Origin of the sequence: Hymenobacter cheonanensis, assembly GCF_030581075.1 — a bacterium.
GTDB lineage: Bacteria > Bacteroidota > Bacteroidia > Cytophagales > Hymenobacteraceae > Hymenobacter.
In genome coordinates, this window is sequence record NZ_JAUQSW010000005.1 from 276,568 (window position 1) to 303,533 (window position 26,966).

22 protein-coding genes are annotated in these 26,966 nt (G+C 62.3%); 7 read left to right on the forward strand and 15 right to left on the reverse strand.

Annotated features, from left to right (window positions below):
- The 10 genes from Q5H89_RS12190 to Q5H89_RS12235 form a co-directional block, all read right to left on the reverse strand.
- The gene (locus Q5H89_RS12190) at nucleotides 1-1,317 is read right to left on the reverse strand and encodes a hypothetical protein (protein ID WP_305019593.1); all 1,317 of its coding nucleotides are present in this window, start codon (nucleotides 1,315-1,317) and stop codon (nucleotides 1-3) included.
- Nucleotides 1,298-4,858: a hypothetical protein gene (locus tag Q5H89_RS12195; RefSeq protein ID WP_305019594.1), complete on the reverse strand. Its 3,561-nt coding sequence runs from the start codon at nucleotides 4,856-4,858 to the stop codon at nucleotides 1,298-1,300. Before Q5H89_RS12195 ends, Q5H89_RS12190 begins: the two co-directional genes overlap by 20 nt.
- Before the next feature lie 179 nt (nucleotides 4,859-5,037).
- Nucleotides 5,038-6,591 (reverse strand): hypothetical protein, encoded by a 1,554-nt coding sequence (locus Q5H89_RS12200; protein ID WP_305019595.1) that lies wholly within the window; start codon nucleotides 6,589-6,591, stop codon nucleotides 5,038-5,040.
- 105 nt (nucleotides 6,592-6,696) lie between these two features.
- A complete protein-coding gene (locus Q5H89_RS12205; protein ID WP_305019596.1) occupies nucleotides 6,697-7,149 on the reverse strand; it encodes a hypothetical protein in 453 nt (150 codons plus the stop codon).
- Nucleotides 7,150-7,218: 69 nt separating this feature from the next.
- Nucleotides 7,219-8,568 (reverse strand): hypothetical protein, encoded by a 1,350-nt coding sequence (locus Q5H89_RS12210; protein ID WP_305019597.1) that lies wholly within the window; start codon nucleotides 8,566-8,568, stop codon nucleotides 7,219-7,221.
- A gap of 96 nt (nucleotides 8,569-8,664) precedes the next feature.
- Nucleotides 8,665-8,952 carry a hypothetical protein gene (locus tag Q5H89_RS12215; RefSeq protein ID WP_305019598.1) on the reverse strand — a complete coding sequence of 96 codons (288 nt, stop codon included), beginning with the start codon at nucleotides 8,950-8,952 and terminating at the stop codon, nucleotides 8,665-8,667.
- A gap of 29 nt (nucleotides 8,953-8,981) precedes the next feature.
- Complete coding sequence (locus Q5H89_RS12220; RefSeq protein WP_305019599.1) at nucleotides 8,982-11,981, reverse strand: DEAD/DEAH box helicase; 3,000 nt, start codon at nucleotides 11,979-11,981, stop codon at nucleotides 8,982-8,984.
- 108 nt (nucleotides 11,982-12,089) lie between these two features.
- Nucleotides 12,090-13,322 carry an ABC transporter permease gene (locus Q5H89_RS12225; protein ID WP_305019600.1) on the reverse strand — a complete coding sequence of 411 codons (1,233 nt, stop codon included), beginning with the start codon at nucleotides 13,320-13,322 and terminating at the stop codon, nucleotides 12,090-12,092.
- A gap of 226 nt (nucleotides 13,323-13,548) precedes the next feature.
- Nucleotides 13,549-14,358, reverse strand: a complete 810-nt coding sequence (locus Q5H89_RS12230; RefSeq protein ID WP_305019601.1) for a class I SAM-dependent methyltransferase — start codon at nucleotides 14,356-14,358, stop codon at nucleotides 13,549-13,551.
- Between the two features lie 51 nt (nucleotides 14,359-14,409).
- Nucleotides 14,410-14,844, reverse strand: coding sequence for a ribosome-binding factor A (locus Q5H89_RS12235; protein ID WP_305019602.1), 435 nt, complete (start codon nucleotides 14,842-14,844; stop codon nucleotides 14,410-14,412).
- 245 nt (nucleotides 14,845-15,089) lie between these two features.
- On the opposite strand from Q5H89_RS12235, the gene Q5H89_RS12240 reads away from it, so the two are divergent.
- Nucleotides 15,090-16,520, forward strand: coding sequence for a hypothetical protein (locus Q5H89_RS12240; protein WP_305019603.1), 1,431 nt, complete (start codon nucleotides 15,090-15,092; stop codon nucleotides 16,518-16,520).
- Between the two features lie 114 nt (nucleotides 16,521-16,634).
- Here the strand turns inward: Q5H89_RS12240 and tatC are convergent, their stop codons facing one another.
- Nucleotides 16,635-17,519 (reverse strand): twin-arginine translocase subunit TatC, encoded by an 885-nt coding sequence (gene tatC, locus Q5H89_RS12245; protein ID WP_305019604.1) that lies wholly within the window; start codon nucleotides 17,517-17,519, stop codon nucleotides 16,635-16,637.
- Between the two features lie 189 nt (nucleotides 17,520-17,708).
- Nucleotides 17,709-19,016, reverse strand: a complete 1,308-nt coding sequence (locus tag Q5H89_RS12250) for a serine hydroxymethyltransferase (protein WP_305019605.1) — start codon at nucleotides 19,014-19,016, stop codon at nucleotides 17,709-17,711.
- 85 nt (nucleotides 19,017-19,101) lie between these two features.
- On the opposite strand from Q5H89_RS12250, the gene Q5H89_RS12255 reads away from it, so the two are divergent.
- Entirely contained in the window at nucleotides 19,102-19,683 is a 582-nt protein-coding gene (locus tag Q5H89_RS12255) for a Crp/Fnr family transcriptional regulator (protein ID WP_305019606.1), read from the forward strand.
- Between the two features lie 95 nt (nucleotides 19,684-19,778).
- Complete coding sequence (locus Q5H89_RS12260) at nucleotides 19,779-20,492, forward strand: hypothetical protein (RefSeq protein WP_305019607.1); 714 nt, start codon at nucleotides 19,779-19,781, stop codon at nucleotides 20,490-20,492.
- Here the strand turns inward: Q5H89_RS12260 and Q5H89_RS12265 are convergent.
- The 3 genes from Q5H89_RS12265 to Q5H89_RS12275 form a co-directional block, all read right to left on the reverse strand.
- Nucleotides 20,489-21,196 carry a metallophosphoesterase family protein gene (locus tag Q5H89_RS12265; protein ID WP_305019608.1) on the reverse strand — a complete coding sequence of 236 codons (708 nt, stop codon included), beginning with the start codon at nucleotides 21,194-21,196 and terminating at the stop codon, nucleotides 20,489-20,491. The genes Q5H89_RS12260 and Q5H89_RS12265 overlap by 4 nt on opposite strands.
- 126 nt (nucleotides 21,197-21,322) lie before the next feature.
- Entirely contained in the window at nucleotides 21,323-21,535 is a 213-nt protein-coding gene (locus Q5H89_RS12270) for a hypothetical protein (RefSeq protein ID WP_305019609.1), read from the reverse strand.
- A 317-nt stretch (nucleotides 21,536-21,852) separates the two neighbouring features.
- Nucleotides 21,853-22,374 carry a hypothetical protein gene (locus tag Q5H89_RS12275; RefSeq protein WP_305019610.1) on the reverse strand — a complete coding sequence of 174 codons (522 nt, stop codon included), beginning with the start codon at nucleotides 22,372-22,374 and terminating at the stop codon, nucleotides 21,853-21,855.
- 77 nt (nucleotides 22,375-22,451) lie between these two features.
- Between Q5H89_RS12275 and rsmI the strand changes: the two genes are divergently transcribed.
- The 4 genes from rsmI to Q5H89_RS12295 all read left to right on the forward strand — a co-directional run bounded on the left by rsmI (nucleotide 22,452) and on the right by Q5H89_RS12295 (nucleotide 26,918).
- Entirely contained in the window at nucleotides 22,452-23,231 is a 780-nt protein-coding gene (rsmI, locus tag Q5H89_RS12280) for a 16S rRNA (cytidine(1402)-2'-O)-methyltransferase (RefSeq protein WP_305019611.1), read from the forward strand.
- Nucleotides 23,215-24,870, forward strand: coding sequence for an apolipoprotein N-acyltransferase (gene lnt / locus Q5H89_RS12285; RefSeq protein ID WP_305019612.1), 1,656 nt, complete (start codon nucleotides 23,215-23,217; stop codon nucleotides 24,868-24,870). The genes rsmI and lnt overlap by 17 nt, the downstream gene beginning before the upstream one ends.
- 153 nt (nucleotides 24,871-25,023) lie before the next feature.
- Complete coding sequence (locus Q5H89_RS12290) at nucleotides 25,024-25,842, forward strand: inositol monophosphatase family protein (RefSeq protein ID WP_305019613.1); 819 nt, start codon at nucleotides 25,024-25,026, stop codon at nucleotides 25,840-25,842.
- A 29-nt stretch (nucleotides 25,843-25,871) separates the two neighbouring features.
- Nucleotides 25,872-26,918: a TlpA disulfide reductase family protein gene (locus Q5H89_RS12295; protein ID WP_305019614.1), complete on the forward strand. Its 1,047-nt coding sequence runs from the start codon at nucleotides 25,872-25,874 to the stop codon at nucleotides 26,916-26,918.
- Nucleotides 26,919-26,966 lie beyond the last annotated feature (48 nt).

Genomic DNA, 26,966 nt, shown 5'->3' on the forward strand with positions numbered 1-26,966 from the left:
TTACTCGAAGTGCACCTGTGCTTTGCGGGTTATCTGCCAGTCGCCGCTGGCCGTGCGCTGGGCCTGCCCCGGCGCGTCGGTGACGATGCGCGACACGCTGCCCTTCGGAAACGGATACTCGCAGGCGCCGCCCAGAATATTCTGGTGGCTGCCGATGTAGCCGGCGTGCCCGGCCGGGTTGCTCGCCACCACAAACTGCGCTTGGTCGGGGGCATCGGCGGCCATTGTTAGCTCGAAGATGGAGTACGAAGCCGGGGCTTCGGCCAGCATATCGCGCTTAAAAAAGCCGTCGATGGGCTGCTGGTTGGCATACAGCGTGCGGGTCGGGGGCGCCGCCACTGGCTCGGGCTGATAGCCGGCGGGAGATTCTTCCACGATTGGAGCCGGCTCGGCAGGGGCGGGGCTAGCAACGGGCGGGGGCGGAGCAGGCACAGCTACCGGGGCTGGCTGGGGCGCCGCCGCTTTAGCCAGCGTGGTTTTAACCGATTGAGCTGGCTTGGTGGGCGCATCGGGGGCGGGGCGGGCGCCGGGCAGCTTGCCCACCTCGCGCTGCAGCATAGTCCGTATTTCGGTCCGCATCTCATCGGTGAGGGTGCTGAGCGCCGGGGCCGAATGGCTGTGGTGGCGGTGCCCCGACCGCGAGCCCCGGCCCTTCAGCAAGGACACCAGCAGGCTGATAACGGAAAGAGCCAGTGCCAGATAGGTGAGCAGCATAGAAGTAGAAGAAGTAGGAGTGATGGTGGCCGCGCTGGCTGGCGCTGCCGCCTGGACCGGCACCGCTGCGGCCGAATCTGGCGCCGCTACCGGCGCGGCAACAGGGGCGGCGGCCACCGGCCCGGGCGCACCCGGGAAGGCTAGCGCGTGCAGCGTGTTGCGCAGCTGCAAAAAAGTAGCCTTGCCCTGGCGGCTCGGGTTGTTGTCGAGCAGGGTAGTGGCCAGGGTGGTGGCTAGCGCGGCCGCTGGCTCGTTTTTAGCGCTCACAATCTTGAAATCGCCCAGCAGCTTCAGCGTGTGCGCCTGCTTGGGGATGGCCTTGCGCTCTAGCTGCACCACCTTGTCGAGGCTGCGGCCAAAGGCTTTCACGCTGCTGCTGTCGATGGTTTGGAGCAGCTGCGGGCGTAGCGTAGCCAGGGCCGGGTCGTCGGTATATACGTAGCGGGCCGTGGCGGCCCACATGCGGGCGCGCACATCGGCCGGCGGCACGTTGGTAGCCGGGTTGGCCATTGTGGGGTTCTGAGCCCGGGCGGGGGCCCCTAGCCCGATAGCTACTACTGCCAGGCCGGCCAGCGTGCCGAACTTAATGCGTTTGCGAAGCATAGTAGCGCTTGAAAAGCTCACGGCCCAACTGAAACAGGGAATCGCGGAAAGGGAAGAAAAACAGCGTCTCGGGCAGGCGGTCGTCGGCGTTGGTGCCGCTGTCGCGCAGCGAGTTCAGGCCAGCGCGCAGGCTGTCCTTGAGCTTGCCATCGAGGAAATTATACACGAAATCGGGGTCGATTTCCACGTTCAGCTCATCGAGCAGCCCGCGGATTTCGGCCGAATCGTGGGTGATGAAGCGCACCAGGCGCCGGGCGTTGGCAATTACTTCATCCTCAATAGTATCGCTTTCGGCCTCGGCCAGGGTAAAGGCCTGGGGCGGGCCGGCGGGCGCATCGGCCGGCAGCACGCCGGGCAGCACAAACTCGGCCGGGGCTTTGGCCTGGGCGGCGTCGCCGCCGGCCTGCTTCCATAGCACCGAGCCGTTGGCGGTGGCTTCCTTGGGCTGGCTCACCAGCGTGAGGCGGAAGTCGCTGGGGGCGGTTTGGCCCGAGGCAAACTCCAGAATGAGCTTGCCAACCTCGGTGAGCGTGCCGAGCTGCGGGTCGAGGTCAAGCATCCGCAAATAGGTGCTGCCCTTGCCGCTGAAGCACAGGTGGCGCGGCACCGCCAGCTGCCGGGCCTGGCACACCTGCCCCACGTGGTACACCACCGCCGCGTAGTGCAGCAGCAGCACAATGCGCAGTTGCCGCGCGCTGCGCAGCTCGCGGCTGAATTCCAGCTGCTTATCAAAGTTGAAGAGCAGGCTCACCACGTCGGCCGAGGTAGCCTTGCTTTCGAGGGCGGCGCGCACCACCTCGCGGGCGGCGGCAGCCTCCTGGCTCACGGGCTTGTTGGCGGTGCGGGCCACGTAGTAGTAGAGCAGGCCATTTTGCTGGCGCGCGCCGCCGAAGGCGCCATCGCCCCACAGCACATCGCCGGCAAAGCGGAACGAGAGCGTGGCCTCGGGCTTTTTACCGCGCAGCAGCAGCACGTCGGTGGTGCCGCCGCCGATGTCGATGTTCACCACGTTGTCGCGCTCCGAGGGCACGATGCCGCCGTCGGTGTGGCGGTCGGTGAGGTACAGGTACGGCGCCCACGACTCGCTGAGGTCGGCTAGCCGCTGGCCCGGCTCCTCGCCAAACACGCGCTCAAACTCTTGGTACCAAATGTCGTGGAAGTCGCGCCGAGCCACGGTTTTCATGCTCAGCGGGCGCGACCATACCACCTGCGTGGCGCGCACATCGCCTTCATTCAGCGCCACTTTGTGCTTGATGAGCAGCAGCAGCTCACGGATATAGGCGCGAATACGCTCGACCCCGGCGGCGCGCTCGCCGCCTTCGGTGTTCCACTTCAGGTTGGTGCGGTAGCGGCCATCCTCGGGGTGGTTGTAGAGGAAGCCGTCGCGGCTCAGGTAAAAGCCGATGTTGATGCTGCCAAACAGCTGCGGGTTGCCCTCGCTGATGAACGCCGGCGACTCGCACGTAGCCGTGCGAATCGGGAACGCCGACTCGGCGCCCTCAATGCCAATGAAGGCGGGCACAAACTCGCGGTTGCGCACCGTGTCGGCCAGGGGCATGGTGCCAAACGAGTCGGGGCCGTAGCGCTTGGGCAATACGAAATCGGAGGAGGGCAGCGGGCGGTTCAGCATCACCACTTCCATCTCGCGCTCGGTGCCAATGCGGAAGGGCTGGGGCTCGGGCCGGTCGGCGGTAGCGAAGGCCACGTGCGTATTGGTGGTGCCGAAGTCCACGGCAAACGTGTAGCGCTGGGCGCCAGGGCTCACCACCTGCCAGCGCGGCACCAGCAGGCCGGTAGCCGGCGCCGAAAGCTGGCCGCTCACCGGCGTTTCCACTTCCATAAAGTCGAAGGCCGTGCCTACCACCTCATAATAGGTGCTAGCCGGCCCCCGCGGGTTGCGGCCCATGCGCTGGCGGGCGCGCACGCCCCGCGTGCCACCGGGCACCAAAGTTGGCAGCGCCTGCCCGCCTTGGTAAAAGTTGAGCTTGGCCAGGTCGGCGCCCTCATTCTGGTCGGCTAGCTGCACGTAGTACGGGCCGTTGTCGCGGGCATTCACGCCCTCAAACTTGTAGAACGGGAACACGCCCACGTCGAGGCGGGCGCTTACGCGGCCGCCGCGGTAGGGCGTCTTGGGCGAGTCGCTGCGCACGGCCTCTACCGCGGCATCGGCGCCCTGGCTAGGGCCGGGGCGGAAGTAGTAGCTGCGCTCGTACACCACCTCGCGCCCGCTGGTCACGGGCACGGCCAGCCGCAGCTGCACGTGGTTGTCGAACAGCGTGAGGCGCAATTGCTTATCCAGGTCGGCCGGCTCGAAATAATCGAACCACGCCCGCTTGATAGGCAGCAAAAAGCGCAGCGGCCGGTCCTCGGGCCGGGCGCCCGGCTCGGGCTGCACCTGGCCAAAATAGAAGCGCTCGGTATTCACCGCGAAGGGCACTTCGAGCAGCCGGTCTTCCAGAAAGTCGTTGACCGTCAGGAAGGGATATTGTATCCCCAGCGTTTCCAAGCGGCGCTCTTCCAGGCGCTGGTTCTCGTAGCCGTACTGGATAACCGTCTGGTCGGTACCCGCCGTGCCACCGAAGTAGTCGCTGCGGCGCAGGTCGAGGCCGGGCATCAGCACCAGCGGAATTTTACCGGCCTGCGGCACCCGCTCATTAAAGCGAATAAACCAGTCGGAGGTCGTTTTCTGCTGCGCCTCGGCTTGCTTAAACAGCGTGATGCCGCGCACCTGCACCGCGTTGCCCAGCGCGTCGCGCAGCGGCTCGTAGTGCTGCTCGAAGGTGGCCACGTTCGGCTTTTCCTCGGCTAGGGCCTGCACGCGGCCCTTATCGGTAGCGGCCAGAAACTGCGCGATGCACTGCGCAAAATTCTCCTGCCGCAGCTCGGGGTGCACCTCGAAGAGCCCAAAAATGTAGCTCTGAAACTCGGCGCTGCGCTGATTGAGCGGCACTACCTGATTATCGAAGTAAAAACCGTTGCCGTCGCCCTTGCGCTGCATATTCAGCCGCGGCACGGCCGGGTGCGCAAACACCAGCGTGAAGGGCGAGGTGCCCCCTAGCAGCTGCCGGGTTTCGCGCCCGCTGGCGTCGCGGCTATCGGCAAAAATGAGGTACAGCGTATCCAGCTCGCGAAAGTGCGGGTCGGCCAGGTACAGGCGCAACGTATTGCCCAGCAGGCGGATGCGCGGCTCGCGGCTCTGCGTCAGTAGGTCTACCTGCTCCTTCTTGGCCCAGGGCACGAAGCGCAGTTTATACGCATCAGTAGCCTTGTTGTAAAACATCAGCTCCAACATGTCCCAGCACTGCGCTACCAGCCTATGGTAGAGCGAGTTGCCCTGCGGCTGCTGGCGCACAAACTTGAAGGCCGTTTCCAGCAGGTGCATGCGCCCAAACGGCGTCGGAATGGCCGTAGCCGTGCGGCGCGGGTTGTCGCCGGCGGGGTCCTGCATTTTCTCGGCTTCGCCGGCCGTGATGCGGTCCGACTCCTGCCAGCCGCGCAGCGTGGGCTTGCCGCGGTCAAGGAGCTGAAGGATGTTACTCATAAAAATCTGTTAAACAGACGCTCCTCTGCGGCACGATTCCTACTTAGAACGTCATGCTGAACGCAGTGAAGCATCTCGCTTGGATTAGTAACTCAATCGTCAGCAACGGAGCGAGCGAGATGCCTCACTGCGTTCAGCATGACGACCATAAAAAGAAAATTGGTCAGTTGACTTAATGACTATTGCAGCAACTGCTGCCCGCTCACTACTTCATCCATCACCTCCGTGAAGGTGCGGACCAGCGCCGTGGCCGGCGAGCTAGCCGTGTCATTGGCCACGGCCTGGCTCAGGCGCTTGTCCAGCATCACCCGGATTTGCTTGGGGTCGATAACGTCTGACTTCCCAAATAAGCCTTTCTTCTTCAATTCTTTGCCGGCTACTGCTTTGTCGAAGTCCGGCTCCAGTAGGTCGGCCATGCTGTCCCAGTGGTTTTGCGGGTCGTAGCCGTCGCGCAGGTTGAAGGGCCGGAAGCGCCGGGCATTATCGCGCAGCTCGCGCAGCCAGGCGGTGTAGCTGATAAACTGCCGGTCGGGCGAGTTGTAGTCAAACAAAAATCGCCGTAAATCCAGGTAAAACGGGTCGCGGTCCCAGGCGTTTTTCAGCCCTAGATTGGTCGCGTAAGTAGCCGACATCGTGTCATCGAGGTGATGTTGCAGCCACGTAGCGAAAAAGTGGAAGCGCGTCAGCGCCTCGCCCACCTTCGGCAAGGTTTGGCGGCGGTCGAAGTGCTCGAAGCGCAGGTCGTTCTCGTCGCGCTCCAGCCCAAACTCATAGAAGTGCTCCTCGTGGGCGATGCTGTCGGGTTTATCTAGGAAGTCGAGCACCGCCAGGGCCCCCACCACCTCGATAAAGTGGGCGTTGTTTTGCTGGCCGATGCCGCCCTCGTGGTTATCGTTTTGCTTCTGCGCCTGGTCGCCGAGGTAGTACATGGCGTTCAGGCCGTGCAGGTTTTGCTGGTAGTACGCTAGGGCCGCCTTCGTCTTGGTAATGAACGTGTTAGAATCAATGGCGCTGGTGTCCTCACTTTTCAGGCTGAAGTAAGGCAGCAGGCTGAGCGCCCCAATCGGCGCCGTATTCAGCAGCTCGATATGGGGCAGGTTGGCATCGCGGTCGCGCAGGTTCTTGAGCAGCAGCGGGAAGCCCGCCGCGCCCGTGCCCCCAAAGATGGAGCTGATGAAGAAAATGCGGTCGCCCGCTCGAAACTCATTACCGAAAAACTGAAACTCAGGCGAGTCCACCAGTTGGTTCAGCACCACGCTGCCCACGTTGGGGCTGCCTTTGAACCCGACTTTGAGGTTCTCATCGAGGCTCTTAGGGTCGAAGAGTAAATCCACCAGGTACTGGCTCTCCACCGGCAGGCTGGTGTAGCGCAGGTAGTCGCGCAGCGGCTCTTCCATGCCGCTAAAGCTGTACTCGAAGGTGTCTTTTACCCGCGTATCACGCTGCTCGCCGGGCCTGGCCAGCGAGGCCAGGGTCTGAATGTCAGCCCCGAAGAACTGCCCGGCGGTGCTAGCCCCCGGCGCGGCCGGCTTTATCTGCGAGCGCAGGCGCTGGTAGGTTTTGAGCAGCTCGATGGTGCGCTGCTTGTCACCGTTAGTAGCGTCGGGGTCGATAATGATGGGCACCACCCGGTCGCAGTTCTTGAGTTCGACCCCGGCTGCCAGCAGCATTGTGAGTGAGCGGATAACCCGCGACCCCGTGCCGCCAATACCGAAGATGTATAGCGTGGACATAGTTGATTGTTAGAGGTTTCCGTTGGTTTAAGGTTGGTGTTTCTAGCGTCGGCCACTGCGTGACACCCGTAATGAGCCGGGTAATACCGGCAGCGCGGCGCTAGCCTAGTTGGGCCAGCGCACGGGCGTGGTGCGGGCGCTTACCGACAGCGGCTTTACCACAAACGACCAGAGTACAAAAAACAAGGCCCCGTACAGCGCATTTACCACCAAAAAACCCAGCACGTACCGGTCGTAGGCCGACTTCTCAACGGCCCCTAGCGTTTCCCCATCCAGGCTAGCGTACACCACCGAGCGCGCCTGCGAGTAGGCCAAAATAGCCGAGCCAACAGCCGTGAGCAGCAGCATAATAAGCCAGTGCGAGGTCTTGTAAAAAGATGTCGTCAGCACCCGGTTGAAGATGACGTAAAACAGCAGCGCCGCCCCCAGCGCCACGCCGAAAAGCGTGCCCAGGCCCACACCCGGAAAAATGCTTTTTTGGTAAACCGGAATCAGCGACGACGGCTCGGCGGTGCCCAGCAGCGCCTGGTAGAGGGTGGTGAACAGCTTCTGAAACATGAAAGAAAAATAGGGTTTCGGGGAAAAGGAGAACGGCCAGGCCCGGGCCAGCGGCAAGAAACGGGCCGTTTAGTCGGCGGCGCGCAGCTGCACGGGCAGCGCCCACACTTCGCGGCCGGCCGGCTGCTGGTCGTAGTAGTCCTGCACGCCTTGTATTACTTCGCTCAGCAAGAAAGTTTTAGGCCCTTGCGCGGCGATGTTGCTATCGTTGAGCGTAGTGTATTTGGCAACCCAGGTGGGCTGGGTGCGGGGCAGCACGAGGCGTAGCGTGGCGGGCTTTTGGCCGGGCAGGTGCTCCAGGTGCACCCTGGCCAGGTGCGTGTAAGTGGGTAGCGCGGGGCTGCGCGGCGCCTTGGGCTCGTTGCGGGCCGCCCATACTTTGGCGAGAGTGGCGCCCGTACCGGCTTCATCGAGCTGCAGCTTGGTGGGTAGGCTAGCGGCCTCGGCGGCAGGCGCATTGCTGAGGTCGAGGCCGAGCACAAACTCGGCCGGCTCCTGGCGCGACAGGCTCTTGGTGAAATGCAGCGTCAGGGGCTGGGTTTGGCGGCTGCCGGTTTTGTCTACGTACCACTCGCCCACATTGCCAAAGTGCTCAAACACCGCCGCCGGTGGGGCTAGCGTATTGAAGCTCACCCGCTCGAAGCCCTCGCCCATGAGTGGCTTCAGCCAGGGCGTGGCGGCGGCCACGGCGGTGGGCTGGCCCAGCACCCACACGTAGTAGGGCAGGCGGCTGCCATTCAGTACCTGAAAATGCGTGCGGTTGCCCGGAAAAAATTTGTCCCGAAACTCGGAAGTACCCGCGAAGATATTGATTGCCAGGTCCGCAGCCGCCGCTTCATTCAGGGCGTCCTTCACGTCGGTTTTAACTTTCCAGGTCTGCTTGGGGTCGGGCGGGGCGTAGATGAAGTCGGAAATTACTACGCTCACCGTGCCCGGCTTGCCCTTTTGGAGCTTCAGGATTTCGCGCAGCATAGTGGGCATTTCGGTGCCTAGCGCGGGGTTTTGAATGCCCGTGCTCACCGTGTTGCTCAGCTCGGCGTAGGTAGTCGGCCGTAGCGTATGCGGGTCCTTGGCGGTGCTTTCCTGCACGAAATAATAGGTTGGCGCTACCTTATTAGCAGCCCGCTGGTCGTTGATGTTGCTTAGCAGCTCGGTAATGGCGCGCTGAAACTGGCTGCCCGTTTCGCCCGGCGCATTGGGGTGCATGAAGCCGCGCATCCCGGTGGAGGCATCCACAAAAACACTGATTTGGCTGATGGCCGCGGCGGGCGTTTTGCTGGTTGCCGCAGTGGTGACTTTCTCAGTAGGTTTATCGGACCCGCCACAGCTGCCGAGCGTGCCGCCGCCCAGCAGCAGCGCCGCTAGCGGGTAAAAAGCCGAAGAGTACCAAAAACGGGCCGCCAATAGTCGAGAATGCATGGGCAAAGAGTAGCGGGCGCCCACATGGCGCCCATCTGCCGTGCAAGTAACGACAATTGGCGGCTTGAGGATATACGCTGCCGCCAATCCGGTGCATTACCGGCTGAGGCCCGCCCAAAAGAAGGCCGCTTTATTGACCACTAGCCCGATGGCAACCACCAAAAACCCTATGGGCACAAGCAGCAGCAGCGCGGCCAAGCGCCTAGTAGTAGCCGGAAAAGGGTCCGTTTCGGCTGGCTGGCTCCACCGCTGCCCCAGCAGCTTGCACAAGTGAATTATCAGCCACCCCATGCCCGCCACCAAGGAGGCGAGGGCAAAGAATAGTAAGAAGACGATGACCCCGAAAACCGGCGAGTCAAACACTTCTAAGAAGAGCGGTCGCATAGCTTAGCGGTAACAGGTTCTGGCAGCTATTACCCCAGCAGCTCCTCAATATCCTCGCGCGTCAGCGACTTGATTACGGCCTCATCGGTCGTTATCAAGTCGCTCACCAGCTGTAGCTTACGCTTTTGCAGGGCTAGTATTTTCTCTTCCACCGTGTTCTGGCTGATGAACTTGTACACGAACACCGGCCGCTGCTGCCCAATGCGGTGGGCGCGGTCTACGGCCTGCGCCTCCACGGCCGGGTTCCACCACGGGTCGAGAATAAACACGTAGTCGGCGGCCGTGAGGTTGAGGCCCACGCCGCCGGCCTTGAGGCTGATGAGGAAGATTTGCAGGTCGGGCGTGTGCTGGAAGCGCTCGACTTCGCCCTGGCGGTCGCGAGTGTGGCCATCGAGGTAGGCGTAGGCGAGCTGGCGCTCGTCGAGGCCGGCGCGCACCAAAGTCAGGTGCTGCACAAACTGACTGAAAACCAATACTTTGTGGCCTTCCGAAACCACGCTGCGAATCATACGTAAAATCTCACGCATCTTGCCCGATTCGCCTTCGTAGCTGCTGTCGGCCAGGTGCGGGTGGTTGGCAATCTGGCGCAGGCGCGTGAGACCTTGCAACAGCAGCAGCTGCGTGCCGCCGGCCGGCGTAGGCGCGTGCCCCTCCAGGCTTTCCAGAATTTTATTGCGGTAAAAGCTCTTGGTTTCTTCGTAAAACTGCGCCTGCTCTTCCGTGAGCGGGCAGTAGCTGAGGTGCTCCGTTTTTTCGGGTAGCTCGCTGGCTACCTGCGCTTTGTGGCGGCGCAGCACAAAGGGCTTGATGAGCGCGTGCAGCTTGCGGGTGCGGCTTTCGTCCTGGTTTTTCTCGATGGGCTTCACGAATTCCTTGCGGAAAAACGCCTGCGTACCCAGCAAGCCCGGGTTGATAAAGGTCATCTGCGACCATAAATCCATTGTCGAGTTCTCGACCGGCGTGCCGGTAAGGATAAGCCGGTGCCGGGCCCGCAGCTTGCGCACGGCCTGCGCCGTGGTCGAGCTAGGGTTCTTGATGGCCTGCGACTCATCAAGTATCACGTAGTCAAAGTGATAGCTGGCCAGCAGCTCAGTGTCGAGGCGCACGATGCCGTAGCTGGTCAGCACCACGTCGTAGTCGGCAAACTGCGCCACGTTTTTGTCGCGGTACGTGCCTGTGTACACCAGCAGGCGCAGGCTAGGGGTGAACTTGCGGGCCTCGGCCATCCAATTGTAAACCAACGAGGTAGGCAGCACCAGCAGCGAAGCGGCGCCCTGGCTGGCCTGGCTTTCCTGGCGCTCGAGCAGCATCACCAGGGTCTGCACCGATTTGCCCAGGCCCATATCATCGGCCAGGCAGCCGCCGAGGTGGTAGTCCTGCACAAAGCGCAGCCAGTTGTAGCCCGCCTGCTGATACGGCCGCAGCGTGCCCCGGAAGCCCACCGGCAGTGCTCGGTCTTCGACGGCGGCAAAGTCGCGCAGCTTCTCGAGCCGGCGCGTAAGCGTGACGGTAGCCAGGTTATCCTGCTCTAAATCATTGACTAATGACAAGTGGTGGCGGCGCAGGGCTAGCGGCTGGCCGTCGGTTTCTTCGGCAAAGGCGAAGAGTTCGAGGTAGTCGGTAAACCACTCGTCGGGGATGAACGCGACCTGGCCGTTGGGCAGGCGGTACTCGCGGCGGCGCTGCAAAATGTAGGGCCGCAGCCGGATAAACGGCACCGCGTACTCGCCAAACCACACCGTGCCGCGCACGTCGAACCAGTCGCCGCGCTCCTCAATACCCACTTCTACCCGCACCGGCCCAATGAAATAATCCTGGCTGGCCGAGGCACCGCCCTGCACCTGAAAACCCAGCTCGCCCAGCGCCGGGGCATTGTCGTGCAGCCAGCGAAAAGCCTCGGCTTTGGGCAAGCTGGCGTGGCCCTCGGCATCGAGGGGCAGGCCGCGCTGGCGCAGCTCTTCGGCGCGGTCACCTTCTTCTTTGGCCGAGCGCAGCAGGCGCCGAAAGATGTAAGAATCAGCATCTTCTTCCAGCTGCACGCTCATGGGGCGCGGCGGCGTCAGGGGCAGGTCGTAGGCGCCGTAGCGGAAGGTTAGGTTGAAAAACAGCGGCGCCTCATCGGTGCCCGCGCCCGGAATAACCAGGGGCTTGGGCAGCGGCACGCGGCCCCGCCGGGGCGGGCCGGGCGGGCGCACGGGCACCACCGGCGCGCCGGCCGCCGGCCCGGGCGGCACGTCCGAAAACGTGAGCTGGGGCCGGGCCAGGTAGCGCTCGGTGCGAATATCGAAGCCGCGCGCGTGCACATCAAACGACTCCATGAGCGGGGCCACGAACTTCTGGAAGTAGCTTTTCTCTACCGCCCTCGGCACGGTGATGAATTTCTTGTTCAGAAACGGCAGCAGCTTGCGCCCGTCCACATCGTGGCGGAAGCAGTAGAGCACGTCGTCGAGCAGCAGCCAGGCGGGCTGCTGGCACACCAGCACGGCGTTTTTAAACTGAAAGTCAAGCTTTTGATTCTGAAACTGAATCGTCGGGAAATAGTGCGTGCTCTCCTCGTTGCGCCGGAAGTGGAAGAGGATGGAGGCCGGCACGGGGGCTAGCCGTAGCTCGCGCCAAGTGGGCTCGCCGTCGCGGCCCATGATGAAGACGTGCTTGTCTTTGAGGCCCGCCAGCAGCCGGCCCAGCCGCGTTTGCACGTAGCGGGCAATGGCCTCCTGCAGGGGCTTATCGCCTTTTTCCGGGTTGTAAATCTTGAGGAAAAAATCGGCCGCCGTGATTTTGCGAGGCCAGAATTCCTTGATAACCGCGTCTTGCTGCAACTGGTCGCAGAGGGCGATAAGCTCGTAGTCGTCCTTTTCGAGGCCCGCCGCAAATTCCGGGGCGTTTTTGGCCGAAATCGTTTGGTGTTGCAGCGTGAGGCGGCCACCGGGGCCTAGCTGCACCACATGCGCCGTAAAAAGGTGACCCAGATACTCGTGCGCGAACAGCGAGTAAACTAATTGAAAAGGTTGCGCAGTAGAAACATTCATAGCCGAGCACGAGAACGTGCAAGTTAGCCCGCGCGGCCGGTATTCCCGATTGATTTTGCTCAATTTTACCGCAGCCCGCGCCAGGCTCCCGCCTACGGTCGAGGTTGGCTAGAGGTTCTCCCGAATTTGCATTCGCCCGGCATTCAGCGCGGGCCGGATGGATACGGCCAAGGTTATCGAGATGATAGCCAAGGAGATAAAAAAGATATCCGAGGCCTGCATTTTTACCGGATAGGAATCTACCACGCTCGTCGCCATGCCCATGCTCACGAGGTGGAAGGTTTGCTGAATCCAGCAAATAGTGATGCCCAGCGCCAGGCCCGCCACGGCACCCACCAGGGCCACAATGGCACCCACCAGCAAAAACGACTGCCGCACTGTCTGCTCGGTGGCCCCAATGGCTTGGAGCACAGCAATATCCTTACGCTTGTCGATAACCAGCATCGAGAGCGAGAAGAAGATATTGAGCGAGGCGATGAGCAGGATGAAGGCGAAGGTGATGAACACAAATAGCTTCTCAATCTTGATGGCCTTGAGCAGGCTCACGTGCTGCTCGTCCGAGTCGAGCACCGTAAAGCCATCGCCGAGGCGCTCGCGCAGCATTTCCTTCACCTTCTCGGCCTTGAAGCTAGCCCCCACGCGCACGTAGAGGGCGGTGCGACGGTTGCCGTAGCCGAGCAGGCGCCGGGCAAAGGTGAGGGGCACAAAGAGGTAGCTGTCGTCGAGGTGCTGCTCTATCTGGAAAACGCCGCCGGCCAGAATGGTTTCTTCATTGAAAGCCTTTTCGGGGTTGATATTGAGAGTTTTGCGGCCGGGCTCCTGGCGGGGGTAGAGCAGACGTAAGGGGGCCAGCCGATTGTCGAGTACCACGCCAAGCTCGCTTTTCACGCCTTCGCCCACCAGGGCATACTCGCGCTCGCCGCGGCGCAGGCGGTGGTCGCCGGCCAGCAGGTTCGAGTCGATGGGAATCTGGCCGAAGTAATTTTCCGACAAGCCGCGCATTTTCACCACCATCTGGCGGTCGTGGTATTGCAGCAGGGCATTGTCTTCGATAACCTCGGTGAGCAGGGCCACGCCGGGCGTAGTGTACACTTTGTTTAGCAGCAGCGTATCGACGGGAAACGACTTGCCTTGGCGCGCCGCAATGACCAGGCTAGGGTCCGACTTGCCGTAGAGCGAGCGCACGAGGTCTTCCAGCCCGTTAAACACCGAAAGCACGATGATGAGCGCCGCCGTGCCCACCGCCACGCCCACCATCGAGATGTTGGAGATGATGGTAATGATGTTGCGCTTTTTCTTGGAAAGAAAGTAGCGACGGGCAATGAGGAGAGGTACGTTCACAGAATCACGGATTACGCGGATTTAAACGGATTTCACGGATTTTGTGGACGTGCAGAACGACGCAAAATTGTGGAGAGAAACTCGATGGCTTGCCCCAGCCTGGCCGATTGGCAATTACCGGACAGCATAAATCGTGGCTGGAAGCAACGGCAGCGGCTAAAACGGCTAGCGGTAAAGTCGTCCACAAAATCCGTGAAATCCGTTTAAATCCGCGTAATCCGTGATTTTATTTCCAGGCTTTTACTATCAGGCCGGTGCCCGAGTCGTGCGTGTTGCGCGCATCGAACCAGTTGAGCAGCAGGCAGAACGGAAAAACAATGGCGTAGTAAAAAGGCAGCAGCACGAAAAACCAGCGCGACTTGCCGAGCATCAGAATCGGGTACTTCATGCTGAGGCGCCACGACACCTGGCCGGGCTCGCCGTAGCTGTAGCGCGCCTCGATGCGCTCGAAGCCGGCGGTGCGCAGCTTCTGCTGAATTTCGTGGATGTTGTAGCCGTCGCGCACGTGCTCCTCAATAAAGCTTGTCTCCGAGTCGGCGTGCACATCGGAGCCGCCCTGGTCGCTAGGGGTCGAGATGAGCAGCATGCCGCCATCCTTGAGCGAGGTGTGGATGTTACGAAACACCTCCACGTCTTCCAGAATGTGCTCCATTACATCCACCGCAATGGCCAGGTCGAAGGAATTGGGCTCCTGATAAAGCACCAGGTCCTGCACCGCAAACTGCACCTGCGGCCGGCCAATGGCCCGGAAGAAGTTGTTGGAGTCCATCACCTGCTCGTCCTTCACATCCACGGCCAGAATGTGCCACTGGCTGCTGAGGCTGCTGAGCCAATAGCTGTACTGGCCGTAGCCCGCCCCCGCGTCGAGGATGTTGAGCGGCTCGCGGGTGCGGCCCTTGGCCCACTGGCGCAGTTCGCGGTGCACGTGCCAGGTGCGTAGCAGCAGCAGGTCGAGCAGGTGGTAAAACAAGCGCCGCAGCCACGGCGAACGGTTGAAGACGTTGCCCAGGCTGCGCTTAATCGGGTCGTAGTACAAGGGAAATTATAAATTAGGAAGTAGGAGTTGTGAATTGCTCTTTCCGCAATTCTAGTCCTCATCTCTAGGTTTGAACAAGCGCGGGCGTGGGGCCTCGCTAGCCTCATCATCGTCATTTTGCTCGGGCGGCGCCGGCGGAATACCGAGCTGGCTGAGCACCGCATCCATATGGGCTGCGTAGGAGGCGCTGTCGTCGTGGAAAAACGTGAGTTCGGGCACCACCCGCACCTGGCTGCGAATGCGCTTGCCCAGCGCGAAGCGGATTTCCTTGGTGTGCTCCTTGATGGCAGCCAGACGCTCGGGCGCGTCGCTGCCGATGAGCAGGCTCAAATACACGCGGGCCACGGCCAGGTCGGGCGTCACCTTCACGGTGCTGATGCTGGGCACCAGCCCACCGCCCAGCAGGTGCGGCAGGTCGCGCTGCATCACCTGGGCCAGCTCCTGCTGCAGCAGGCTAGCCATCTTTTGTTGTCGTTTGCTTTCCATAACTTCTTGCTAAACCACAAAGGTACACCGCCCGGCAACGCCCGCCGTGCGCAGCCCGGCAAGTAAGCCAAGCAGCTTCGGGGGCAGCCGCGCAGGCTTTCGGCCCGCTACCGAGCGGCCGCTCCGGGCCCGCGCACTGAAATCTGCGCCACTGCCTGCCAACGCTAACGCTACCCTAGCGGCGATAGCCGCGGCAGCACGCGGTTTTCGCCCGCACCTTTGCGGGGCAAAACTCCTTTTTCATCGTGCTTCGCTTTTTCAAAAGCTCTCTGCCCGCCCAGTTACTGCTGCTGCTGGTGCTGGTGCTGGCCCTGCGGCTGCCGCTGCTGTGGCTCGGCGTGCCGCTGTCGGCGGCCGAGCTGCGCCTGCTGCTGCTCGGCGAGGGCGTGGCGGGCGGCGCCTGGCCCTACCGCGACCTCTACGATGGCACCGCCCCGCTGGCGGCCGCCGCTGCCGGCGTGCTTGAGCTGGCCTGGAACCGCCCGGTGCTGCTGTACCGGGCCGCCGCGCTGAGCCTGCTGCTGGTGCAGGCGCTGCGCTTCAACACGGTGCTCAACCGGGCCGATGTGCACCCCGAGCGCGGCTACCTGGCGGGCCTCACCTACCTGGCGGCGGCTAGCCTCACTACCGACCTCGATACGCTGTCGCCGCTGCTGCTGGGGCACACGTTTATCATCTTCGCCCTTAGTGCCTTGCTGCCCACCTCGCGTGAGGGCTACGACAACCGGCGGCTATTTCGGGCGGGTTTTTTAGTGGGGCTGGCGGCGCTGTGCTACCTGCCGCTAGCCTTCTTCGTGGGGCTGGGGCTGTTTGCGGTGCTCATTTTTGCGGCCAATTCGTTTCGGAGCGCGCTGCTGCTGGTGTGCGGGTTTTTGTCGCCTTATGCGCTGGTGGCCACCGTTTTTCTCTACGTGGGCGCGCTGCCCAACTTTGCCAGCATGCACCTGGAGCGCGGCTTGAGCCTGCCCGTGGCCGCTACCGATGGCCTGCCGCCCGCCGTGGCCTGGCCGCTGCTGGCCGGGGGCGGGGGGCTGCTGGCGCTAGGGCTGCTGCGCGCGGGTAGCACGGCGCTGGGCCTGGTATTTCAAAGCAAGTTCCGGCAGCTGATGCTGGTGTGGCTGCTGGTGGCAGTGGCGGTGCTGGCTGTTGGGCGCGGGCTGGCGCCGGGCTCGCTGCTGCTGCTACTACCGCCGCTTTCCTACTTCGGCTTGTATTTGTGGCAGCAATTGCCGGGGCGGGCGGGGTGGCTGCCCGAGCTGCTGTTTGTGGTGCTGCTGGGTTTGGTGGTGGTGCTGCGCTACCGCGACCTGGTGCCGGGGCTGCCCCGCTTACTGCGCCTGCCGCCTGAAAGTGCCTTTGCCCCGCAGCCCAACCCGGCGTATCGGCGCCTGGTGGCGGGCCGGCCGCTGCTGGTGCTAGGCCCCGACCGCCGCGCCTACCTGGCGCACCCCGCCGCCCGCCCGTATCTCGACTGGCCCCTGGCTGAGGCCGATTTTGGCCACCTCAATGAGTACGTGGCCGTGGTGCGCATCGGCCGCACGCTGGGCCCGCAGCCCCCGGCCTACGTGCTCGACCAGAACCACCTGCTGCCCCGCCTGCGCCATCTGCTGCCCCAGGTGTTCGGCCATTACGAGCCGGTGCCCGGCGTGCCGGATGCCTATGAGCTGCGAAAATGATTGCGCCAGCATATGAGTTAAAAGTATGTTCTACCTCACTTAACGCAAATGCTTTAAGCATAAAAAAGCCCCGCCGAACCTGGGTTCGACGGGGCTTTTTTATTAATCTAAGGTTTAGGCAGCGGGCCCGTTGTTTTGCACGGCTAGCTCCTGGTTGAGCCGGGCGGTGCTGTTGCGGCGCACCACGCGGGCAATGTGAATGCTAAGCTCGTAGAGCAGCAGAATGGGAATGGTAACGATAATCTGGGCCGAGATGTCGGGCGGCGTGATGATGGCCGCGATGATGAGAATGACCACAATGGCGTGCTTGCGGTAGAGCGTCATCAGCTCGGGCGTTACGAGGCCGGCTTTGGCCAGGAAAAACACTATCATGGGCAGTTCAAACACGAAGGCGCACGATACCGTCATGGTTGTGAGCGTGCTCAGGTAGCTCTGCAAGTCAATCTGGTTCTGGATGGTAGCATCGACGGTGTACGAAGCCAGGAAGTTGATACTCAGCGGTGCGGCGATGTAGTAGCCGAACAGCAAACCCAGAATGAACAGCACGGAAACGAAGAACACAGCGCCCCGCGAATTGGCTCGCTCGTGTGGGTAGAGGCCGGGTTTCACGAAACGCCATAATTCCCAGAATAAATAAGGAAACGACAGGCAGATGCCCACAATAAACGAGGTGCTGATGTGCATGGTCAGCTGCCCGCTCATCTCACGGTTCTGGATGATGAAGTTGACCTGGTTATCGCAGGGCGTAACGGAGCCAAACATGTTGCCGATTTTGCAAAACGTTTGGTAGGTCCAGAAATCGGAGCGCGAGGGGCCTAGTATCAGGTCGTGAAACAGGAATTGCTTGTTGAAAAACGCGACCAGCGAAAACACCACCACCGCGATGGCCGCCCGAATGATGTGCCAGCGTAGCGCCTCCAGATGGTCGATAAAAGACATCTCCGCTTCGCCTTCGGCGGCGGCGCGGTTCTGCTGAAATTTTTGAGTGGGGGAGGCCAAAGCTTGAGTAATGAATAAGTTAATAATCTGTTTTCATTGCGAGCGCAACGAAGTGGAGCGCGGCAATCTTTCCTTTTCGCTAGGAGTACTAATCCAACGACAAGGAAGGATTGCCGCGCTCCACTTCGTTGCGCTCGCAATGACAAACGGCTGATATGCGGCTCGACCGCCTAGCAGCCTTGTACGGCTTTAGGCCTGAAACAGCGGGTAGCCTTGCAGCCACTCGTTCACCTGCTGGCGCACGCCGCTGAGGCGGCTAGGGTCGGCGTGGTGGGTGAGGGCCTCGTCGATAAGCTCCACAATGCGCGTCATGTCGGCTTCGACCAGGCCGCGGGTAGTTACGGCGGCCGAGCCAATGCGGATGCCGCTCGTCACGAAAGGCGACTTATCGTCGAAAGGCACCATATTTTTGTTGATGGTGATATCGGCCTGCACCAAAGTGTTCTCGGCCAGCTTGCCGGTGAGGCCTTTCGAGCGCAGGTCAATCAGCATCAAGTGGTTGTCGGTGCCGCCTGAAATAATATCGTAGCCGCGGTTCAGGAATTCCTTGGCCAGCGCCTGGGCGTTTTTCTGCACCTGGTGCACGTAGCGGGTGTAGCCCTCGCCCAACGCCTCGCCAAAGGCGATGGCCTTGGCCGCAATCACGTGCTCCAGGGGCCCGCCCTGCGTGCCGGGGAAAACGCCCGAGTCGAGCAGCGCCGACATGGGGCGGATTTCGCCCTTCGGCGTCTTCAGGCCAAACGGATTATCGAAGTCCTGGCCCAGCATGATGAGGCCGCCGCGCGGGCCGCGCAGGGTTTTGTGCGTAGTGGTGGTTACGATGTGGCAGTGCTCGAAGGGCGAGTTGAGCAAGCCCTTGGCGATGAGGCCGCTAGGGTGCGAAATGTCGGCCAGCAGCAGGGCGCCCACCTCATCGGCGGCGCGGCGCAGGGCGGCGTAGTTCCAGTCGCGCGAGTAGGCCGAGGCCCCGCAGATAATCATTTTGGGGCGCTCGCGGCGGGCGGTTTCAATCACCTTGTCCCAGTCGATGAGGCCGGTTTCCTTCTCCACGCCATAGAAACTAGGCTGGTAGAGCTTGCCCGAAAAATTGACCGCCGAGCCGTGGGTGAGGTGCCCGCCGTGGCTGAGGTCGAAGCCCAGAATTTTATCGCCGGGGTTGAGGCAGGCCAGCATCACGGCCGCGTTGGCCTGCGCGCCCGAGTGGGGCTGCACGTTGGCCCAAGCCACGCCAAACAGCTCTTTCACGCGGTCGATGGCTAGCTGCTCTACCTGGTCAACTACTTCGCAGCCACCGTAGTAGCGCTTGCCGGGCAGGCCCTCGGCGTACTTGTTGGTGAGCACCGAGCCTTGCGCCTCCATCACCTGGTCGGAGACATAATTTTCGGAGGCAATCAGCTCCAGGCCGTGGGTTTGGCGCTGGCGCTCCTGCGCAATGAGGTCGAAAATGGCGGTGTCGCGCCCGGCGGCAACGGCGGAGGTGGGGGCAGTGGCTTGCATGGCCTCAAAAGTACGACCGGCTACCCTAGTGTTCGGTAGCGTTCCTTCGCGGTGGCGGGCCGCTCATGGGTTGGCCACTTTCGGTATGACCCAGGAAAAGCTCGTCTTGTTTTTGCAGCGCACGGCCCACCTCACGGCCGGGCAGGCCCTGGCCATTGCGGCTGAGTTTGAGCCAGTGCGCCTGCGCAAGCACGATTTTTTGCTGCAAGCCGGCACGGTGAGCGACGACTATCTTTTTCTGGAAGCGGGCCTGCTGCGCGCGTTTGCCTACGACCCGGCGGGGCACGACGTCACCACCGGGTTTTATGCGCCGGGCGAGGTGGTGTTTGAGGTCGCGTCGTTTTTTCAGCGCACGCCCTCGCTGGAGTATATGCAGGCGCTGGCCGACTGCACGGGCTGGCGCCTCACGTTTGCGCAGCTCAATGCCCTGTTTCACGCCCGGCCCGAGTTTCGCGAGTTTGGGCGGGCGGTGCTGGTGCGGGGCTTCGCCGCCCTCAAAACCCGCATGCTGGCTACTATCACCGAGCCCGCCGCGGCCCGCTACGAGCACCTGCTGCGGGCTAGCCCCGAGGTGGGGCAGCACGCGCCGCTCAAGCACATTGCCTCGTACCTGGGCATCACCGACACGTCGCTGAGTCGCCTTCGCAAGGCGCTGGTGCAGAAGTAAAAAAGAATAGGTAGGGCGACGCATTTCCTGCCAAATGGCAAGAGAAGAGGCTAGGGGCCGCTGGTTCCTTTGCAGGGCAACTTTTCAACTCGCCCATGCTACCGACCCTGCCGCTCTGGCTTTACCTGCTTTTTGGCCTGACTACTGCGCTGGCAGTGGGCCTGTTTTACCTGGCGGCCCACCGCTCGGGCCGGGCGCTGGCCGTGGTGCTGGCCTGGCTGCTGGTGCAAAGCGCGTTGTCGCTCAGTGGGTTCTATACCGTTACTACGGCGATGCCCCCGCGGCTGGCGTTTGCGTTGGGGCCGCCGCTGCTACTGCTGCTGAGCCGTCTGGCCACGGCGCGGGGCCGGGCTTTTCTGGCCAGTCTGCGGCTTGCTATGCTCACGCTGCTGCACGTGGTGCGGCTGCCCGTCGAGCTAGGGCTGTATGGCTTGTTTTTGCACGGCGCCGTGCCCCGCATCATGACCTTCGAGGGTGGCAACTGGGACATCCTGATGGGCCTGAGCGCACCGCTGCTGTACTGGCTGGTGCGGCGCCAGCGGGTGGGCCGCTGGGGGCTAGTGGGCTGGAATGTGCTGGGGCTAGGCCTGCTCAGCAATATTGTGGCGGTGGCGGTGCTCTCGGCGCCCTCGCCGGTGCAGCGCCTAGCCTTCGAGCAGCCCAATGTGGCGTTGCTGCACTTTCCGTTTGGCTGGCTGCCCGCCGTGCTGGTGCCGCTGGTGCTGCTGGCGCACGTGGCGGCTTTGTGGCAGCTGCTGGGCAAAAGCGCGCTGTTGCAGAGGGCCCGCCCGGCTAGCCCCATCGCTTAGCGTTTAGCAATGGAATAGTCTTCTTCGCGGTTCTCGACCAGGTGCAGCTGCCAGGTGTCGAGGTCGAGGGCGGCCAGGTGGCGCAGCTCGGGGTTGAGGCGAAAGGCGCAGCCGGTGTCGAGGCCGATGGCCCCGGCGCGGGCCGCCACGCTAGCCTGTACCTCGGCTACGGGTGTGGGCACGTGGCCGTGCAGCAGGCGCCGGCCGGCCAGCCGCGAGGGGTCAAACACGAAGTTCCTGGTGTAGAGAATACTGTGTGTATCCTGCTGCATCTTATCGGGCGGCAGGGCAAAATCGAAGCCGGCGTGTACGAGTACAAAGTCGGGCAGCTCCAGGGTAAGCGGCAGGGCGGCCATCCAGCGCACGTACTGCGCCGGAATATCGGCCGCCCGGGCCACGCCGAAGCTGGCCAGGGTCATGGCGCGCTCGGCCGCCAGCTTCCACATATCGTTGGCATTGGGCGTGCCGTGGATGGTGGCCAGCAGCTCGTGCTCGTGGTTGCCGCGCAGGCACTGCACCTGGTAGCCAAAGTCTTGCAGCTGCATAATATAGTCGAGCACGCCCCGGCTGTCGGGGCCCTTATTCACGTAGTCGCCCAGCAAGTACAGGTGGTCGGCGGGGCGCAGGTGCAGCTCCTGCTCCACGAGGTAGCGGAAGGTGCGCAGGCAGCCGTGCAGGTCGGTGGCGGCAAAGCGGCGGGACATCTCTTTTAATTATGAATTAGAAATTATGAATTATGAATTGGGTTAACCCGGAATAAACGGAAATGAGCGCGCGCAAAAAAGCCCCGGCCGGGAGGGACACGGGGCTTTTTGCTTTTTTAACTTGGGTTAGGCGTAGCTGCCTTTGCCGTTGTCGGGCTTGTTGTGGCCGCGGTTGGGGTGCGTGGTGCCGGCATCCTGGGCCTCGTCTTCGAGGCGCTCTTCGGTAGCCTCATCAAGGCTGCCGGCGGGCAGCGCGTCGGCTTTGGGATGCTCGGGCAGGCCGGCCTCATTTTTATTGGTCTGCGACTGTTTGTTCTGCTCAGTGTGGTGGGTGGCCATGGGAAAAGGAGTTTAGCAGTGAGTTAAAAAATAGCGCCGGCCCGGCTAGGCGCCTAGTGGCGGTTGGGGTGCGTTACGGGAGCGTCCTGCGCATCTTGCTGCAAGCGCTTCTCGGTTTTTTCGTCGCGCCCGGCGTCGTTGTCTTCGCCAGTGCCAGCGGCTTGCTTGGCTACGTTGGGGCCGCCCTAGTGCGATTCGCCCTGCTTGTTTGCTTTATGGTCTGCCATGATTGAAAAAAATTACAAATTAGAAATAAGGCATTGGCAGATTTGAGCCAGGGAATTTCCGATAGCCCCAGCCTGCCAACGGGTAGTCTATTAAAATCCTTGGTCGATAGCCGAGTCCTGGGCGCCGGGGTCAGTAAGCTCGGCATTGGTATCGGTACCCGTTGCGGGCTGCTGGGGCCTGGGTGCCATCTGGCCCATGCCTACGTGCGAGTTGCGGTCCTTCATTTCGTCGGGGCCTTTGCGCAGGTCGTCAGCCTCCAGCTCATCAACGGGGCCACGGTGGGGGCGGTGGCCGTCTTCGTCGCGCTCGTCGTCGGGGCTGGGCAGGTCCTGGTCGCGGCGCTGGTCGGCGCCCTCGGCGGCGGTGCGCATGTTATCGCCGGGCTGCTTGTCGTCGGGGCTGTCGGTGGGGGCATTCATGGCCACGGCCGTAATGCCCTCGCTGCTATCGGTGCCAAAGCCTTCCTTGCCATCGCGGTTGCCGAAGCCGCCGCGGGCTTTCTCATTTTTGGGCGGGTCGGCATTGGGAATGCGCAGGCCGGCGGCAAATTCTTCTTCGGTGGTATCGTCGTTGATGACGCGGATGGGACGGTTGTTCGGGTCGACTGACATAAAGAAGGAAAAGCTAAGCAATTGGTAGAGGGGTTTACTTAGGTTTGCCCGTTTGGGTTTACCGTACCTTTGCCGTCATGCCCGAAGCCGCTGCCCTTACCCTTGTGCCCACGCCCATCGGCAACCTCGAAGACATTACGCTGCGCGCCATCCGCACGCTACGCGAAGTAGACCTGGTGCTGTGCGAAGACACCCGCACCAGCGGCCGCCTGCTGCAACACCTGGAGTTGAAAAAACCGCTGCTAGCCTACCACCTGCACAACGAGCACAAGCAGGTGCCGCACCTGCTGGAGCGCCTGGCCAAGGGCGAGCGCATGGCCCTGGTGAGCGACGCCGGCACGCCCGGCATTTCCGACCCCGGCTTTTTGCTGGTGCGCGAGTGCCTGGCCAAGGGGCTGCTGGTAGAGTGCCTGCCCGGCCCCACGGCCCTGGTGCCGGCCCTGCTGAAATCGGGCTTCGGGGCCGAGCGCTTTGCCTTCGAGGGTTTTTTGCCGGCGAAAAAAGGCCGCCAGACCCGCCTGCAAGAGCTGGCCCGCGAAACCCGGACCCTCATTTTTTACGAGTCGCCGCACCGCATTGTCAAAACCCTCACGCAGCTGGCCGAGGTGTTTGGCCCCGAGCGCCCGGCCAGCGTGAGCCGCGAGCTGACCAAGCTGTTTGAGGAAACCCTCACCGCGCCGCTTGGCGAGCTGGCCGCCATGCTCGGGGCCCGCCCGGCCATTAAGGGCGAAATTGTATTGGTAGTAGAAGGTGCTAAACAAGAACGAAGTGAGCGCAGCAAATACAACTCCCGCGACGAGCGCGACAACGACCCCTCCGCCGACGACGGCGACGCCGACGATGACCCCGACGCCTAGCGGCCCGCTAGGCCGCCTGGGGCAGTCGGCGCCGCTGCTGGCCCTGCTGGGCGCGGGGCTGCTGTGGGCCGCCTGGCCGGTGCACCCGGCGCCGCTGGCGCTGCTGCTGTTTGTGGGCTTCGTGCCCTACCTGCGCCTCGAGCAGGTGCTGACGCGGCAGGGCGCCAGGCGCGGGCGCGTATTTGCCAACACCTACTTTTTTCTGTTCCTCTGGAATGCGTTTACCACGTGGTGGGTAAGCTTTAGCACGCTAGGGGGCGGCATTGCCGCCGTGGTGCTCAATGCCGCGCTCATGTGCCTGCCGCTCATGGCGTTCCGGCGCACCAAGGAGCGCTTCGGCAATAAAATCGGCTACCTCTCGCTGCCCATCTACTGGATAGCCTTCGAGCAATTGCACCTGACCTGGGATTTGTCGTGGCCCTGGCTCACGCTGGGCAATGGCTTTGCCAGCGCCACAAGCTGGGTGCAGTGGTACGAGTACACCGGCTTTTTGGGCGGCTCGCTGTGGGTGCTGGGCGTGAACGTGCTGATATTCCGGGCCTGGTTTGGCACGGGCGGCGGGCGCCCGTGGGCTTTTAACGGGCCGCGCCGCTGGCGCTGGGCGGGGCCGCTGGCGGCCATCTGGCTGCCGATTATTGTTTCGCTTGCCATCAACCGGAATTTGCAGGAAAAGGGCCCTGGCATCGAAGTCGTAGTGGTGCAGCCCAACGTAGACCCATACAACGAGAAGTTTCCCGAAAATCCCCATTTCATTCCCTACAACGAGCAGCTGACGCGCCTGCTCCAGCGCACCGAGGCCAGCATTACCCCGCAAACGCGGCTGGTGCTGTGGCCCGAAACTTCCTTGGAAGAGCCGCTCTTCGAAACCACCTTCGCCCAAACGCCGCAGGTGGCGCGCATCCGGCAAGAGCTGCTAGCCCGCCACCCGGGCCTGAGCCTGCTAGTGGGCGTCACGAGCCTTAGCACCTACCCCGACGAAGCTCACGCCTCGCCCACGGCCCGGCACCGCGACGATGTGGGCTACTACGACATCTTCAACGCGGCGGCCTTTTTTGCCGATGCCACCGCCGCGCCGCAGTTCTACCACAAAAGCAAGCTGGTGCCGGGCGTGGAGAAAATTCCGCCCATGCTCAGCAGCGTGCTCAAGAACATCGACCTCGGCGGTATTGTGGGCTCCTATGGCTCGCAGGAGGAGCGCACCGTGTTTGCGGCGCCGCCCGCCGCGCCCGGCCTGCGGCTAGCCCCGCTCATCTGCTACGAAAGCATCTACGGCGATTTTGTGGCCCAGTACGTGCACAATGGCGCCACGCTGCTCGGCCTCATCACCAACGACGGCTGGTGGAGCGACTCGCCCGGCTTCCGCCAGCACCTGGCCTACGGCGCCCTGCGCTGCATCGAAACCCGCCGCGACCTTGCCCGCTCGGCCAATACCGGCATTTCGGCCTTCATCGACCAGCGCGGCACTATTTCGCACCGCACCGGCTGGTGGGTGGGCGCCAGCAGCCGCGCCACCGTGCACCTCAATACCGAGCAAACGTTTTATGTGCGCTACGGCGAGCTTATCGGGCGCGGCGCACAGGTGCTGGCCGTGCTGGGGGTAATCGGGATGATTGTGCTGCCGTTAGTGCAGAAGAAATAAAATTTTAAAACCAAAGCTCAAAACGCCTGTCATTGCGAGGAGGCACGACGAAGCAATCGCATCAAGACGAGCCGTTATATAAGCCGTTCGGGTTCCGTTCAAGTGCGATTGCTTCGCTTTGCTCGCAATGACAATTCAATCTAACATCGTTTCATGACCCCCGACCTCCTCCAGCTTTCCCACGCCGTAGCCGACCTCTGCCGCCAGGCCGGCGCCTTTATTCGCCAGCAGGTCAGCAGCTTCGACCAGTCTAAAATCGTCACCAAAGGCCTGCACGACCTGGTTTCCTACGTCGATAAGGAGTCGGAGAAAATGCTGGTGGAAGGGTTGCAAAAGCTGTTTCCCGAAGCCGGCTTCGTGACCGAAGAAGGCACCGTGGCCAACTCCGACCCTAGCGTAGCATACCGCTGGATAGTTGACCCGCTCGACGGCACCACCAACTTCATCCACGGCCTGCCGTGCTTTGCGGTGAGCGTGGCCTTGGCGCGGGGCAACGAGCCGGTGCTAGGGGTCGTGTACGAGGTGAGCCGCGACGAGTGCTTCCGCGGGGCCGAGGGCCACGGCGCCTTCCTGAACGATAAGCCAATTCGCGTAAGCTCGGCCGCCAGGATGGATGACACGCTCATCGCCACTGGCCTGCCGTTCTACAAGTTCGACCACATGGCTGCCTACATGGCCATCCTCACCGAGTACGCGCAGCACTCGCGCGGCATCCGGCGCTGGGGCTCGGCAGCCACTGACCTGGCCTACGTGGCCTGCGGGCGCTTCGACAGCTACTTCGAGTTCAATATCAACGCCTACGACGTGGCCGCCGGCATCCTGCTGGTGCGCGAGGCAGGCGGCCGCGTCACGCAGTGGCTAGCCGACGGCGACCCCGTTTTCAACCGCGAGACCTTGGCCACCAACGGCCACGTGCACGACCAGATGCAGGCCGTGCTGAAGCGCCATTGGCAGGAAGGCTATAAGTCGTAGCTTGCGCACTACTTCCTAACGTATTGCTGATGAACAAACTCTGCTTACTACTCGCGCTGGCGCTGGCCGGTTCTTCCGCCTCGGCGCAGTCGTGCCTGGTGTCGGGTACCATTACGGGTATTGGGGCAAAGCCGATAATATTCCGGTACACGCAGCAGGGTAAGATGCACCACGATACGGTGCGGGCAGTAAATGACCGCTTCACCTACACGGCCAGGCCTAGCGATGACGGCAAAATAGTGTTGTTTGTCGCCCCGCCCAGGTATGATAGTTTCTGGGTTGAGCCTGGTAAGGTGACCGTAACGGGCGATGCCGCGCTGCTAGGCCACCTAGCCATTGCAGGCACGCCGGAAAACGACCTGCAAAACGAGTTTGACCGCACGATAGGCTGGAAATACGACGTAAGTGCGGCCAAGACCAGTGCCGAAGAAGCGTCAACTAAAGCGCTTTATAATCAGGGTGCTATCCGATTTATTAAAGCGCACCCGGCGGCCCGTACTAGTGCCGACCTGCTGTACTGGCAGATGCTGATGGCGCCCAGCGCACCCCTAGCCAAATACGAGCAGCTGGCCGCACAGCTAGCCCCGCCCGTGCGCCAGAGCCCGCAGGGCCAGATGGTAATTAAGCGGCTGCAAATTCTGCAGAACCAGCCTACGATAGGCCGGCCGGTGGCCGACTTTACCATCGCCGACACAGCGGGCGTCAAGCATTCGCTGGCTACTTACCGGGGCAAGTACGTGCTGCTCGATTTCTGGGGCCACTGGTGTACCCCCTGCGTGCAGGCCATGCCCAAGGTAAACGCGCTGCATCAGCAATACGCCGGCAAGCTGACCATCATCGGCATTGCGATGGAAGGCGCCACTTCTGCTCCGCTATGGAAGAAGGCCATCCGCAAGTACGCTGTGCCGGGCTTGCAGCTGTCGGAACTGCAAACTGACGAGGGCCCGGTTATCTCGGGCTACAACGTCACGGCCTATCCCACCTATATGCTACTCGACCCCAAGGGCATTCTGGTAATGAGCACTAATGACGTGGACGATATCACGAAGAAGCTAACTGCGCTCGGGACTTTGTAGCTAGCGCCTGCTACCGCAAACTTTCCTTTCGCGCCGCTGGTTTTACAC